This window comes from Gilliamella sp. ESL0441 (assembly GCF_019469185.1).
Classification (GTDB): domain Bacteria; phylum Pseudomonadota; class Gammaproteobacteria; order Enterobacterales; family Orbaceae; genus Gilliamella.
The window spans coordinates 651,109-666,449 of the sequence record NZ_CP048264.1; the positions used below are offsets into that span (position 1 = coordinate 651,109).

Consider the following 15,341-nt stretch of genomic DNA (forward strand, 5'->3'; position numbering starts at 1 on the left):
GAATTAAAGAGTATAAGATGAATAAAACAGAAAACATCGCCATAGAAAATAAAAACGAAGCCAGTGGTAATTGCCTTGCGTGTGGTCGAACAGGAATACCGGTATTTTTATTGCGTCAGGCGGTGATAAAAATGAAAGGTCTTAAAACGGATGAGGCGAATCCCGATTATCAAGAATTGGCAAATTATACAAAAAATTTAAATTTTAGATCACGTATGCCCGATGAAAAACTGATCGAATACGGTTATATTCTACGGACTTTGCGAAACGGTTACATCTATGTAATGCAACAACAAGGCGAAGATATAAATAGTCGAATGATGCAAACCTATGAATGTGTTGAAGGGGCGTTAAGATTAAGAAGCCATCACCAACTTACTTTTACCGAACCAAGACCGATATCTAAAGCCTGTAAAAACTACTGTCACACTATTCCGGCAGCATTTATTCATCTACAACAAGACTATACTCAAGCATGGGTAGCATACAGTGCGCAACCTTGGAGTACAACAGCCGTTGAAGATTATCTAAAAGAGCAAGACAATCAAGTGTTATCCCGTTTTACCAAAATAGATATTACTAATTTAGCTCAGTCACCGGCAGAAGCAACCAGTAACCGGGCTGTCCCGTTTACCGATATCTTTGGTCAGGTAAATAATACTAAAACCCCCAGCAAAGTATTAGAGTTTCGTTTTGATGATAATAAATTACCTTTCTTTGAATCGGCGCATCCCTTTAACAGTTTTAAACAGCAAAAACAACAATTTGCAACGCATGCTAGCCAGTTATACAAAGGATCGAAACCAATATCTTGTGGAGTTGTATTAGAAGATACCTTTGGCATTGCCGAAGAACTTAACACACAGCGTGTTGTGCATCTGCATATATTTAATGAACAGCCACTGACTGACGATGAAATCAATTTAGCGGAAGAAACAATAAACGGTTTTGACGATATTGATAAGCTGAATAAAATTTATGAACAACGTGCGAAAAACATGTTCAAAACCATTAATCCTAAGTTACAGCGACAATTTAACTATTATAAACCGGTTATGTTCAAAAAACGCATAATATTGCAATTAATCGAACAATACCGATCTTCTATTATATCTGTTTATGATCAACAAATTGCAAAAGTAGAAGAAGAGATTGAAAATTTTAAAAATTCGGGTCTGGACACTGTAGGCTATAATGGCATTCCCGAATCGACGAGAATGCTTACTCGTGTAAGCCGTTTATATGCAGAAAAAAGAGAAAAGCTTAAGGATTTTGATGATTACATCGATCAAGGTGAAATTGAAAAATTCAATATTAAATTAGAAAAAGCATATAAAGAAGTAGTCAACTACCATAAAGAGTGGTCATTAGACTATTTTACGTATGCACGTTGGTTATTTGGCAAAGATGGCTTTACCTCAGCATTTACTGAAACAAAACCATTTAGCGTCAATGCCAACCATTTTTGGCAACGTGAATTTGATTTTAGCAGTTCAGAAACGCAACTAGTCTATCTATCGCAAGTGACAAATATGTTACTCGATACCACCCATTCAGAAATAAAATTGGATGAAGACAGCGCATTATGGGACGAACTACTCAGTAATCCTGAAAGTATTTACTACATCAGTGAATACGATAACCCTAAAGGGATCGATCATGATAAAGAACTCTATGTTGATCTGACCGATAATAGTCTGCTAAAACCCCTTGAACTGATATCAAATGCGACTAAATTTTTTTCGGTTATTAATAGTTATATAGAAAAAAGACATAATAACGACTTAGAAAATAAATTAATAGTTTTACGTGAAAATAAGCAACAAGCAGAAGTTGAAATCAAGCAAAACCAACAAAAGATAGCCGAACTGGAAAAGCAAAAGCAAAACATTCCAGTCAGTGATCCTGTCGCACAAGAACAGCTTAGAAAGTTAAAGAGGAGCTATGAAACCCAAATTCAGCAACTTAACAAAGAACTTAAAGCTATTGAACAACAGCTATCTAATCTCACTCAAACCGCCGAAGCGGCAGTTACACTTGAAAGCAAACCGTTAGCAAATACAGCACTAAAAAATCAGGCAATCTTGGCGAAAGATACCTTACGTTTTCCAATTAAAACCGAATGGATGCGATTAAATGCGTTTGATCAACTAGCTAAACTTGGGGCTCTGCCGGTTGAAATTAATGTAGAAGTGAGACCCGAAAATATTGCTAAAATTCAAAATTTATTCACCCAAATGCACCGGTCTTTTTTTAATAGGGGCATTTATCACCCACACGAACTTGCCTTTCTTGACAATTTTGATATTGATGAAAAGCCAGTCAAAACGGGATCGGGCAAAGTGCAAAAGGTTAAATTTACGTTATGTTTTCCAGATATACATACTAAAACGTTATTTGTGAACTTTATAAATAGCATCAACGGCAAATTAAGCCCTTATAATTTAAAACAATTTATGGAGCAAGCCTATAAAGATTATTTCAAATTAAAATATCAGCAAAAAATACGTCTTGAAAGCTTAGAACATGCTAATCGAGGCAAAACAACCACGACCCAAATATTAAACGAAACCAGTGATAAAAATACCAACCGAGCAAAAACCAAAATTGATGAAAAAATGGGAAAAGTGAAAGATGTTGTTGTGTTCAATGAGAATCAGAAAAATCAGAGTAGAGTTCAAATCAAGATAGAAGAAGCTGAAAATCATATCAAAAAAGGGAAATTTACCTTTAAAGTCAATCTTGCAGTTAGTGGGGTGTTAGGATGTATTAATTTAATGAACATTAACGATATCCTGAAAGAGTGGGATAAGGTTAAAGAAGGTAATGGTGCTCAACAAGCCCAACAACAGCTACTTAAAGAATTATTATCATTAGGACTGATTGCTATTGATATCACCAGCCAATATCAATATATCAAACTGAATATACAACTGAAAGATGCCCTCAATGCGGGTAATAAGATCAGCCTACTCAAAGCTAAAATTAAATTTAACAGCATGATATCTAAAACGGTTAATAAAGTATTTACGGCAATTACCGTAATCGAGGCTGCTGAGGAATTAATCAGTGCGTATGATATGAGAAATATGGAGGATAGTAAATTTTTTTATCGGAGATTGATTGGCTCTGTTGGATTAGGAATTGGCGCCATCATAGCCTTAGCGGGATCATGGCTTACGCTTCTTATTGGGGTAATTATGATTATAGGAGGAGCAATAATAATTATGTTGAGTAGAAAATATGATAATTTAACCCCTATTCAACATTGGTTAAACCGCTGCTGTTTTGGCACACAGGCAGAGTTTGATTATTTAGGCTATAGTGCCTATCAAGAAGAAGATTACAATGATCACAGTGGTTTTGGAGCAGCACTCAATGACTATGCGGTTATGGTCTCTAATATCCAGACTTTTATTCGTTTATTACCACCTTATCTTAAAGTCGGGTTTGTATCAAATAGACCAGGTGGTAGCAATCCAAATCGACGCCATGTTTATTTTTATTTGGATATTCCCGATTTTAGCAAATATAATCAAAATGAATCTGCAACAGCACTTATACGCATATTTATCACCCATTTTAACGATAAAACAGCATTTGAACCCGTACCAGAAAGATATATTGATCTAAAATGTCGTATAACGACAGAAAATATAGAGATATTAGAAGTCAAAAAGTACAATGATAATATAGAAAAATTTGCCAGAACGGATAAAAAAGCCTACTTTGAAAAATACGAAAGAGAATATGATCCAATCACCGGCAAACCTTTGCCTGATAATAACAAAATTATTGAGCCTGCTGAATTTACGTTAATCACATCCGCAAATAATATACAAACTGAAACACACACCAATGTCGATGAACTTATAAAAAACGGTTTAATTATCAATAAATGGATTGCAGGCACAATTGGCGAAGCCAGTATCGAAAAATATCATATTATGATTCAGTACAATAAGTATGATGACGTACCGTTAATCATTAATAAAAAAAGTAAAATCTAATTAAAAAAAGAGGAACAACAATGCCGTCAAAATACCGCCCACAAATACCCGGTTGGATAGGTGATTTAAACAAAGGCCCGACATATTTAATGGCGGATGATGATAGACTACTTTATGCCAATGACAATTTTTGTGCCTTTATTCGTAAAACAAAATCAGATCAAAATTTCTATTTATTTCTTTTTCTTTTAGCTCTGCTCATGAGTGCTGTCGGAATTTTTGCAGGGGTCAAATTATTTTTTCTACCTATAAATTTTGACGATAGAGAAGATATATATGCTTCATTGGTAACTATTATTCTTTCATTGACGATGATATTTGCTGTTTTTAATATTATTTTACCAGGTTTATACCAAAATCTTTTTACACGTCGTGGAAGCCCAATAATTTTTAACCGCAAAACGGGTCAGGTTTATGTGAACGAAAGTTACTTTTTTAGTTTTAGAATTCTTTATAACCCAATTTATCTTTTCCACCCGAATAAAAAGCGTATTAAAGAGTATGACTGGGCGCATTTACAAGGGGTAGTAGTGCATAACTTTTCCCGAAACTCACTAGTTACCATTATATTAATGGTATGTAAACCTCATACCCATAAGACAATCGACCATATACTATTAGACCCATTACGCGCTGGTGTAGGCAGTTATCTGGTCTGGGGTTGGGTTAATAACTTTATGTGCTTTGATGAGTTAATCGACTTAAATGAAGGCAAATATAAGACTGATGAAGAGCTCCAATTTAAAAAAGAGATTATAGAAGGTCAAGGTTGGCCAGACTGGATGGTCGAAGCATTTAATGCCACCACGCATGACGAGTTAGCTAAAATCAAACAAAAGTATAATGTTGAAGCGTCATAATAAGCTTGGATATAAAGAAAAAATAATAAAAGGGATAAGGAGTTAACATGGCATCAAAATACCGCCCACAAATACCCGGTTGTATTGGCGATTTAGATAAAGGCACAAAATATATATCTGATGCCGATAATCGACTACTTTATGCTAATGATAATTATTGTGTTTTCATTCGGAAACCGAAATTAAATCAAATTGTTTATACATTAGCTTTTTTATTAGCGTTTATTTGTTTGATTCCAGCAACAATTTCAATGATACTTGTAGTTTTTGTATTTAATACTTCAAATGATTATGATGTGAAAATTGAAATTATAGGTATATCATGTTTGATAGGTTGTTGTTTGGGGTTTTATGCTGCTTTACCTGAATTATACCATAACTTATTTACTCGCCGTGGTGCTCCAATTATTTTTAACCGTAAAACAGGTAAAGTTTATGTCAACGAAAGTTATTTTTTTAATTTTAAATTTTTAAAAAATCCGATTACCTATTTACACCCGAGTAAAAAACGTATTAAAGAGTATGATTGGGCATATTTACAAGGGGTAGTGGTGCATAACTTTTCCCGATATTCACGCAATAGCATCATCTTAATGGTGTGTAAACCCAATACCTATAAGACAATCGATCATATACTGTTAGACCCATTACGCGTTGGTGTAGGCAGTTATTTTGTCTGGGGTTGGGTTAATAATTTTATGTGTGCAAACGATTTAATCAGTTTAAATGACGGCAAATACAAGTCGGAACAAGAAACTCAATTTAAAAAAGAGATAATAGAAGGTCAAGGTTGGCCAGACTGGATGGTCGAAGCGTTTAATGCCACCACGCATGACGAGTTAGCTAAAATCAAACAAAAGTATAATGTTGAGTCATAATAAGCTAGGATATCAAAAAAACAATAAGGAATAAGGAGTTAACATGGCATCAAAATACCGCCCACAAATACCCGGTTGTATTGGCGATTTAAATAAAGGTCCTACATATATTTCGGATGCCGATAATCGACTACTTTATGCCAATGATAATTATTGTGCTTTCATTCGGAAACCGAAATTAAATCAAATTGTTTATATATTCGCTTTTTCTTTTGCATTTATTCTTTCGATTCCAGCAACTATTTTATCGATATTGTTAGTTTTTGTATTCAATATTTCACATGATTCGAAAATTGAAATTTTAGGTATATCATGTTTTATATGTTGTTGTTTGGGGGTTTATGTTGTTTTACCTGAATTATACCAAAACTTATTTACTCGCCGAGGTGCTCCAATCATTTTTAACCGTAAAACAGGTAAAGTTTATGTCAACGAAAGCTATTTTTATAATTTTAAATTTTTAAAAAATCCGCTTACCTATTTACACCCGAGTAAAAAACGTATTAAAGAGTATGATTGGGCATATTTACAAGGGGTGGTGGTGCATAACTTTTCCCGATATTCACGCAATAGCACCATATTAATGGTGTGCAAACCCAATACCCATAAAACCATTGACCATATATTGTTAGATCCGTTACGCTCGGGAATAGGCAGTTATTTTGTCTGGGGTTGGGTTAATAATTTTATGTGTGCGAATGATTTAATCAGCTTGAACGATGGCAAATATAAATGGGAACAAGAAACCCAATTCAAAAAAGAGATTATAGAAGGTCAAGGGTGGCCCGAATGGATGGTCGAAGCATTTAATGCCACCACGCATGACGAGCTAGCTAAAATCAAACAAAAATATAATATTGAGTCATAATAAGCTTGGATATAACGCTATATAATAAGGAATCAGGAGTAAAACCATGCCATCAAAATATCAACCCCAAATCCTTGGTTGGATAGGTGATTTAGATAAAGGCGGTAACTATTTGACGGGTGCCGATCAACGTTTATTGTATGCTAATGATAATTATTGTGCTTTTATTCGTAAAAAATTATCAGATCAAATATTCTATACATCTATTTTCTTAGTTGTTTTTTTTCTTTCGTTAATTGTAATTTATATGTTTTTTTTGTTAATTTTCGGTTTGGATCCTAAAAAACAAAATTTGATTTTTATTATAGTTATTATTGGATTACTAACTTCTTTGTTTACATTGTATATTTCTATCCCCGAAATATATCAAAATTTATTTACACGTCGGGGAAGCCCCATCATTTTCAATCGCAAAACCGGTAAAGTGTATGTCAATGAAAGCTATTTTTTCAATTTTAAGGTATTACGCAACCCTTTAACCTTTTTGCATCCCAATAAAAAACGTATTAAAGAATACGATTGGGCGTATTTACAAGGGGTGGTGGTGCATAACTATTCCCGATATTCCCTCAATAGCACCATATTAATGGTGTGCGAACCCAATACCAATAAAACCATCGACCATATTATGTTAGATCCGCTACGCAATGGCATTGGTAGTTATCAGGTCTGGGGTTGGGTCAATAATTTTATGTGTGCGAACGATTTAATCAGCTTGAACGACGGTAAATACAAATGGGAACAAGAAACCCAATTTAAAAAAGAGATTATAAAAGGTCAAGGTTGGCCAGACTGGATGGTCGAAGCATTTAATGCCACCACGCATGACGAGCTAGCTGATATCAAACAAAAGTATAATGTTGAGTCATAATAAACTTGGATATAACGCTATACAATAAGGAATCAGGAGTAAAACCATGCCATCAAAATATCAACCCCAAATCCTTGGTTGGATAGGTGATTTAGATAAAGGCGGTAACTATTTAACAGGTGCCGATCAACGTTTATTGTATGCTAATGATAATTATTGTGCTTTTATCCGTAAAACGAAATCAAATCAAATTTTTTATTTATTTATCAGTTTGATTTTAATTATTTTGTTAATTCCTACGATGGTGTTATTAATACTTTTATTTTTTGTATATAATACTGAAAATGAATCAGAAATAGCAATTCTATCTATTTCGTCATTTATCCTTTGTTTTTTTGCAATCTACATTATTATTCCTGAATTTTACCACAACTTGTTTACTCGCCGAGGTAGCCCCATTATTTTTAATCGTAAAACGGGTAAAGTATATGTCAATGAAAGCTATTTTTTCAATTTTATGGTATTACGTAACCCTTTAACATTTTTGCATCCAAATAAAAAACGTATTAAAGAATACGATTGGGCGTATTTACAAGGGGTAGTGGTGCATAACTATTCCCGATATTCCCTCAATTCCACTATCTTAATGGTATGCAAACCCAATACCTATAAAACCATTGACCATATAATGTTAGATCCGCTACGCAATGGCATTGGTAGTTATCAGGTCTGGGGATGGATCAATAATTTTATGTGTGCGAATGATTTAATCAGCTTGAACGATGGCAAATACAAATGGGAACAAGAAACCCAATTCAAAAAAGAGATTATAAAAGGTCAAGGTTGGCCAGACTGGATGGTCGAAGCATTTAATGCCACCACGCATGACGAGCTAGCTAAAATCAAACAAAAATATAATATTGAGTCATAATAATAAGTTGGATATAACGCTATATAATAAGGAATCAGGAGTAAAAGCATGCCATCAAAATACCGTCCACAAATACCCGGTTGGATAGCTGATTTAAATAAAAACCCGACATATTTAATGGGAGAGGATGATCGACTACTTTATGCCAATGATAATTATTGTGCTTTTATTCGTAAAATAGAAGAGGATCAAGTTTTTTATTCATTTCTTTTTCTTTTAGCTTTAGTTATGGCAGTACCAGGAATTTTTATAGGATTCGAGTTATGTTTTAGTCTTATAAATTTTCATGATAAAGAAGATATATATTTTTTTATGGTAGATATTGTTGGTTTATTAGCTATGATATTTGCTTTTTTTAATATTATTTTGCCAGGTTTATACCAAAATCTTTTTACACGTCGTGGAAGCCCAATAATTTTTAACCGCAAAACGGGTCAGGTTTATGTGAACGAAAGTTACTTTTTTAATTTTAGAATTCTTTATAACCCAATTTATCTTTTCCACCCGAATAAAAAGCGTATTAAAGAGTATGACTGGGCGCATTTACAAGGGGTAGTAGTGCATAACTTTTCTCGAAACTCACTAGTTACCATTATATTAATGGTATGTAAACCTCATACTCATAAGACAATCGACCATATACTGTTAGACCCACTACGCGCAGGTATAGGCAGTTATCTGGTCTGGGGTTGGGTTAATAACTTTATGTGTTTTGATGAATTAATCGACTTAAATGAAGGCAAATATAAAACTGATGAAGAGCTCCAATTCAAAAAAGAGATTATTCAAGGTCAAGGTTGGCCAGACTGGATGGTCGAAGCGTTTAATGCCTCCACGCATGAGGAGCTAACTGACATCAAACAAAAGTATAATGTTAAAGCATCATAATAAGCTTGGATATAATGCTATACAATAAGGAATAAGGAGTAAAAGCATGCCATCAAAATATCAACCCCAAATCCTTGGTTGGATCGGTGATTTAGATAAAGGCGGTAACTATTTAACAGGTGCCGATCAACGTTTATTGTATACCAATGATAATTATTGTGCTTTTATCCGTAAAACGAAATCAAATCAAATTTTTTATTCATTTATTTTATTTTTAGGTTTATTTTCTGGTGTTGCTGCGTTATTTTTTGGTATTAAGTTAACTGTACTACTTTTAAGTACAAAACATAAAGATGATTTACATATACTTGTTCTCTTGATAATTGGTTTGACCACATGTGGTTTTGCTATTTACATTCTTATTCCTGAATTATTTCAAAATATTTTTACTCGTCGAGGTAGTCCAATTATTTTCAATCGTAAGACCGGTAAAGTGTATGTCAATGAAAGCTATTTTTTTAATTTTAAGATATTACGCAACCCTTTAACCTTTTTGCATCCCAATAAAAAACGTATTAAAGAATACGATTGGGCAGATTTACACGGGGTGGTCGTGCATAACTATTCCCGATATTCCCTCAATTCCACTATCTTAATGGTATGCAAACCCAATACCAATAAAACCATCGACCATATTATGTTAGATCCGCTACGCAATGGCATTGGTAGTTATCAGGTCTGGGGTTGGGTTAATAACTTTATGTGTGCGAACGATTTAATCAGCTTGAACGATGGCAAATACAAATGGGAACAAGAAACTCAATTCAAAAAAGAGATTATAGAAGGTCAAGGTTGGCCAGACTGGATGGTCGAAGCATTTAATGCCACCACGCATGAGGAGCTGGCAGACATTAAACAAAAGTATAATGTTAAAGCGTCATAATAAACTTGGATATAACGCTATACAATAAGTAATAAGGAGTAAAAGCATGCCATCAAAATATAACCCCCAAATCCTTGGATGGATAGGTGATTTAGAAAAAGGTCCCACATATTTAATGGGTGCTGATGAGCGACTACTTTATGCCAATGATAATTTTTGTGCTTTCATTCGTAAAAAAAAATCAACCCAAATTTTTCATTCATTGATGTATATTCTTGTTATTTTATCCTTTCCTGTTGCAATGTATATGTCTTTACAATTAATTCTGTTATGGGATGAAGACGATGAAATTTATTTTTTGACGTTACCAATATTTATAGAGGTCATTTCAGTAGTTGCTATGTATCTTATAATTCCTGAACTTTATCATAATTTATTTACTCGCCGAGGTGCCCCAATCATTTTTAACCGTAAAACAGGTAAAGTTTATGTCAACGAAAGCTATTTTTATAATTTTAAATTTCTAAAAAATCCGCTTACCTATTTACACCCGAGTAAAAAACGTATTAAAGAGTATGATTGGGCTTATTTACAAGGGGTAGTGGTGCATAACTTTTCCCGATATTCACGCAATAGCACCATCTTAATGGTATGTAAACCTCATACCCATAAGACAATCGACCATATACTATTAGACCCATTACGCGCTGGTGTAGGCAGTTATCTGGTTTGGGGTTGGGTCAATAACTTTATGTGTTTTGATGAGTTAATCGACTTAAACGAAGGCAAATATAAGACTGATGAAGAGCTTCAATTTAAAAAAGAGATTATAGAAGGTCAAGGTTGGCCAGACTGGATGGTCGAAGCATTTAATGCCACCACGCATGAGGAGCTAGCCGACATCAAACAAAAATATACTATATAACGAAAGAAAAAATAGAGATAAAAATGTTTAAACAGTACATTTTATTAAAAGGAACGATCAGCCAACTGCAAATATTCGATGACCCAAAAGAGTCTCAATCATATTATTCCAGCTTAATCGATGAAATAGCTTCTAATATTGTAATGGTAATTCTATTTTTAATTTTAATACTTTTCCCCTTCTTGATAATGTTTTCATTAGGTAGCATTACATTGAAAGGGAAAGGATTTTGTTGTTTTGTTGGGCGTAAATTTGTCGAAGGCAAATTAACCCATATTAGCTTTAAAAACGGTGACTATGTGGAAATGGTTGTGGATAAAAGTGATGATAACCATTATCAATCTTATGCTGTCAGAATACCGAAAACCCACGCTTTATATTTTCCTCACTCAGTAGATATGCCGACTTTGTATCAATTAAAGAATTCAGCTAAAGTGGTAGGGGTATTATGCTTATTAATTTATATGATTTGTATGTTTATGTTCTATTTTAATTCTAGTCTGGATAGCGATTTATTTCTGTTTTTTACTTTTTCAATCTTTTATATGTTTTTGAGTTTTACAATTTTATTTTTTTTCTTATTGGGTGGTCGTTATTCTTTTATCGGTAATCGCATTTTTGCCACATTAGGCTACCCCAAACCTTGGTCTCATAATACGTCAGCTGAACATGAGCGTTTTAAAAAATTAAACCGTTCGGGCGATCCTGAACTGTATGGCGATCCACAAACCCCCGAATTTGAACGAATCAAAATACGAGACGCCAAAGCCACTTATTACTGCCGAACGCCAATCGTACCGGATTGGGTCGAGGTGATTGATGAACGGGGCTTTACGCCTGATCTTGATGATCAAAAATCACATTTTAATCAAATATAACATGATGGAATATAAAAGATGCGTTATCTATTGAAAATTAGCTAAACAATTTTGTTTAGCGTTTAAGTTATTCGAAATAATAACGCATAGGTTTTTACAAATAAAATGCTAAAGTATTTGATCATTATTACTGTTTTCGCGGATGTTGATTAATTCAATAAAACATTCTTTAGCGGCTTGCTGATATTCATGCACCTCTTCATTTGACAATTTTTCGATCGTTTTTTCTTCAAACAGTTTAATATTACCTAAAAATGACCAGCGGGGAACAGATATTTGTATTTCATTGTTAACAAATACCGCAAATAGTGTGACATCATCATTCCCAATATTTTCTCGGTAGGTGATATTTTTGATGTTTTTTACATCTACGAGCAAACTTTTACCGACGAATAAATCATTGGGTAAAACCGTTATTTGCGTATTATTTAATTTTAAACTTTCTCCTACTGATAATTTATTCGGTAATTGAGAAATCGAAGTATTAGATAAATCAAGGTCACCCCTTAGCGTAAGGTTATTCGGTAATGTTTTAATCTGACTGTAATTCAATATCAAATCCTGTTTAACTGAAAGCGTTTTAGGAAGATGAGTTATTGGGGTGTTCATTAAGTTCAAATTATTGACTACCAGGTTATCTGGTAAATTGGTTATCAACGTGTTATTTAACCTTAAATCTTTTACTGATAAATTATTTGGTAGTTTTTTTAGCGGAGTATTACTGACATCTAATTCGTTGTGAACATATAAATTATCGGGTAATTCGGTTAATAGGGTATTACTTGCATCTAAGTTTAAACTTACATGTAGATTTTTGGGGAGCTGAGTCATTTTACTTGAATTGATATCCAAAAATCCTTTTATATATAAATTATCAGGCAATTGGAGTAGGGATGTTTCATTTAGTTCAAGATTATGATCGATAAAAATCGTATCGTGTTTAATGAAGTAATTAAATTTTTGTTCATTTAAAAGTTTGAATAACTCTTTATATTTTTCTTGTATCTTATCATTGTCTAAAATGGTTTGATTAACAGTGTCAACGTTTGTCTTATTTTCATTATTATTGATTAAGTCAATATTATAAGCTTCAGACCGATTTTTTCTTTTTTCAGACAACTCTTCTACACATTCACGGGCCGCATTAAGATATTCTTCATTACTGCTGGTTGAAAACCTCTCATTAAGTTTTGACTCAAAGGATTGTAGATTACCAAGAAATGACCAATGTGGTACAGATACTTGTATTTCACCGTTGATATATACCGAAAATAAAGAAATATCTTCTTCCCCAACGTGTTCACGATAAACAATATTTTTTATATTATTTACATCTAAATGTAAACTTCTGCCTACTGATAAATCCTCTGGTAGTTCAGTAATTAATGTATTATTTAAGATTAATTTTCCACCAACTTTGAGATTGTTCGGTAATTTTTTTACTAAACTGCGCTCAAAATCTAAATCATTTTTGACTGTAAAATTATCAGGTAATTGGGTGATAAAACTTTCACTTAAATTTAAATTATCAACGCTCAAATCGTCAGGTACTGATGTGATAAAGCTATTATTCAGATCTAAAAATCCTACGGTTAACTGGTTTGGTAAATCTGTGATAAAACCACAAAACATGATATCAAAAGTCCCGTTAATCGATAAATTTGAGGGTAGGGTGGTCAGTGAAGTTTTATTGTTACAAGTTAGATCGCCTTTGACAGATAAATTAGAAGGTAGTTGACCCGTATAATCTCTTAAATAAAAATTTTGATTGATGACAATTTCATTATTATTTATTGAAAAATTTATATTTTTTTGTGTTAAATAGTCAATGAAATCTTGATAAGGAGTTTTTATATTATCATTATTTTCAATATTGATATGATTGATATTTTCTGTTGTTTCAGTAATGGTTTGGTTATGCGTAGCCGTTTTAGCAGATAAGGATGATGTGATTAAAATCAGACTGAAACCAAATATACTCAATAGCTTTTTGTTTTCGAGAATATCCATATTTAAGATCCTCAAGAGTAAATAGCTTACTCCTTAATTTACTAAAAGAAGTTAAACCAATTAGTGTTATTAGTAATCGAAATGGATTAGATGTATAGGTTATTGTAATAAGTTTTGTTTTATATTTCAATGAGTTCAGAACGGTGTGTAACACACCGTATTAATTTGTCGATTATTGATAAGCTTTCTTAAATTGGGTTGAATGCTTTTAAGGCGTTAACATTAACTTTATTGTTTTACATCAACCACATAACGACCTTTTATTTGACCAGCTATCATTTTAGTGGCGATATCATTGCAGTCGTTTAAAGTTATGGTCTTGCCAATATGAGACAGTATTGACGCATCAAGATGTTGGGATAATAACTGCCATGCCGCAACACGATTGTGATAATTTGCCATCACACTATCAACACCGGCTAATGTTACGCCACGCAAAATAAACGGCGCAACCGTTGCTGGTAAATCCATACCTTGTGCCAATCCACAGCAAGCCACTATGCCACCATATTGTGTTTGTGCACACGCATTTGCGAGTGTGTGTGATCCAACGACATCGACAACAGCAGCCCATTGTTCTTTTTGGAGTGGTTTGCCCGCTTGTTTTAATGGTTGGCTATCAATAATAGTGGTTGCACCAAGTTTGCGTAGGTAGTCTTGATCATCCATTTTGCTGGTCGAGGCTGTCACGCTATAACCTAATTTGCTTAGCAGGGCAACGGCAATGGAACCCACGCCACCACTTGCACCCGTTACAAGTATAGCGCCATTTTGCGGTTTGATGCCGAAATCAAGTAGTCGTTTTACACATAAGGCGGCGGTATAGCCCGCAGTACCCAAAACCATTGATTGATAAGGGGTGATATTTTGTGGTAACGGAATTAACCATTCTGATTTTAAGTAGGCATATTGTCCTAAACATCCCCAGTGGGTTTCACCACATCCCCAACCGTTTAAGATGACCATATCCCCTTTTTGATAGTGACCATTTGCACACTCAATGACACAACCCACGCCATCAATACCCGGTATCATTGGCCATTGCCTGACAACGGGACTTTTGTTAGTGAGTGCTAATGCATCTTTATAGTTAATGCTTGAGTAGTGAACTTCGATTAATGTGTCACCTTGTTGAGCAAGTAATTGCTGTTGGGAAACGGTTTTTATAGAACTTGTAAAACCGTGGTTTTCATCTTTTTCTAATATAATAGCTTTGAATGACATGGTTATTCCTTATTACATTTGGCAATCTAAGGTATGTTTACTCACTGAATTGGTAGAACAGGTAGTCAGTGAACAGGCTGATTTAATGTTGCTAGACAGTCGGTCTAAAAATTATAGACCGATTGTCTAGTCTATTGCAACAGATATTAATCAAGCTATTGAAGCGCTAAAATCGCCATCAATCGTATTAATCAATCGGGTTAATTTTAGGGTTATTTCAGTCAGCCTAAACTTG

The 15,341-nt window shown here is 33.8% G+C and carries 12 protein-coding genes; 10 read left to right on the top strand and 2 right to left on the bottom strand.

The genetic code is table 11. The annotated features are described in order from the left end of the window. Positions 1-17: 17 nt before the first annotated feature. The 10 genes from GYM75_RS02985 to GYM75_RS03030 are packed head-to-tail and all read left to right on the top strand — an operon-like array spanning position 18 to position 11,872. A complete protein-coding gene (locus tag GYM75_RS02985) occupies positions 18-4,010 on the top strand; it encodes a toxin VasX (protein WP_220216689.1) in 3,993 nt (1,330 codons plus the stop codon). A 20-nt stretch (positions 4,011-4,030) separates the two neighbouring features. Next, positions 4,031-4,870 (top strand): DUF6708 domain-containing protein, encoded by an 840-nt coding sequence (locus GYM75_RS02990; protein WP_220216690.1) that lies wholly within the window; start codon positions 4,031-4,033, stop codon positions 4,868-4,870. A gap of 47 nt (positions 4,871-4,917) precedes the next feature. Beyond that, positions 4,918-5,748, top strand: coding sequence for a DUF6708 domain-containing protein (locus GYM75_RS02995; RefSeq protein ID WP_220216691.1), 831 nt, complete (start codon positions 4,918-4,920; stop codon positions 5,746-5,748). A gap of 43 nt (positions 5,749-5,791) precedes the next feature. Beyond that, complete coding sequence (locus GYM75_RS03000; RefSeq protein ID WP_220216692.1) at positions 5,792-6,616, top strand: DUF6708 domain-containing protein; 825 nt, start codon at positions 5,792-5,794, stop codon at positions 6,614-6,616. 46 nt (positions 6,617-6,662) lie between these two features. Beyond that, complete coding sequence (locus GYM75_RS03005; protein WP_220216693.1) at positions 6,663-7,487, top strand: DUF6708 domain-containing protein; 825 nt, start codon at positions 6,663-6,665, stop codon at positions 7,485-7,487. Positions 7,488-7,533: 46 nt separating this feature from the next. Then, positions 7,534-8,358: a DUF6708 domain-containing protein gene (locus GYM75_RS03010; protein ID WP_220216694.1), complete on the top strand. Its 825-nt coding sequence runs from the start codon at positions 7,534-7,536 to the stop codon at positions 8,356-8,358. 48 nt (positions 8,359-8,406) lie between these two features. Next, positions 8,407-9,246 (top strand): DUF6708 domain-containing protein, encoded by an 840-nt coding sequence (locus tag GYM75_RS03015; RefSeq protein WP_220216695.1) that lies wholly within the window; start codon positions 8,407-8,409, stop codon positions 9,244-9,246. A 46-nt stretch (positions 9,247-9,292) separates the two neighbouring features. After that, a complete protein-coding gene (locus tag GYM75_RS03020) occupies positions 9,293-10,129 on the top strand; it encodes a DUF6708 domain-containing protein (protein ID WP_220216696.1) in 837 nt (278 codons plus the stop codon). Between the two features lie 46 nt (positions 10,130-10,175). After that, positions 10,176-10,994, top strand: coding sequence for a DUF6708 domain-containing protein (locus GYM75_RS03025; RefSeq protein ID WP_220216697.1), 819 nt, complete (start codon positions 10,176-10,178; stop codon positions 10,992-10,994). 23 nt (positions 10,995-11,017) lie between these two features. Then, complete coding sequence (locus GYM75_RS03030) at positions 11,018-11,872, top strand: hypothetical protein (protein WP_220216698.1); 855 nt, start codon at positions 11,018-11,020, stop codon at positions 11,870-11,872. Positions 11,873-11,980: 108 nt separating this feature from the next. Here the strand turns inward: GYM75_RS03030 and GYM75_RS03035 are convergent, their stop codons facing one another. Together GYM75_RS03035 and GYM75_RS03040 are read right to left on the bottom strand one after the other, a co-directional pair. Beyond that, the gene (locus GYM75_RS03035) at positions 11,981-13,882 is read right to left on the bottom strand and encodes a hypothetical protein (RefSeq protein ID WP_220216699.1); all 1,902 of its coding nucleotides are present in this window, start codon (positions 13,880-13,882) and stop codon (positions 11,981-11,983) included. Between the two features lie 228 nt (positions 13,883-14,110). Then, complete coding sequence (locus GYM75_RS03040; RefSeq protein ID WP_220216700.1) at positions 14,111-15,106, bottom strand: MDR family oxidoreductase; 996 nt, start codon at positions 15,104-15,106, stop codon at positions 14,111-14,113. Positions 15,107-15,341 lie beyond the last annotated feature (235 nt).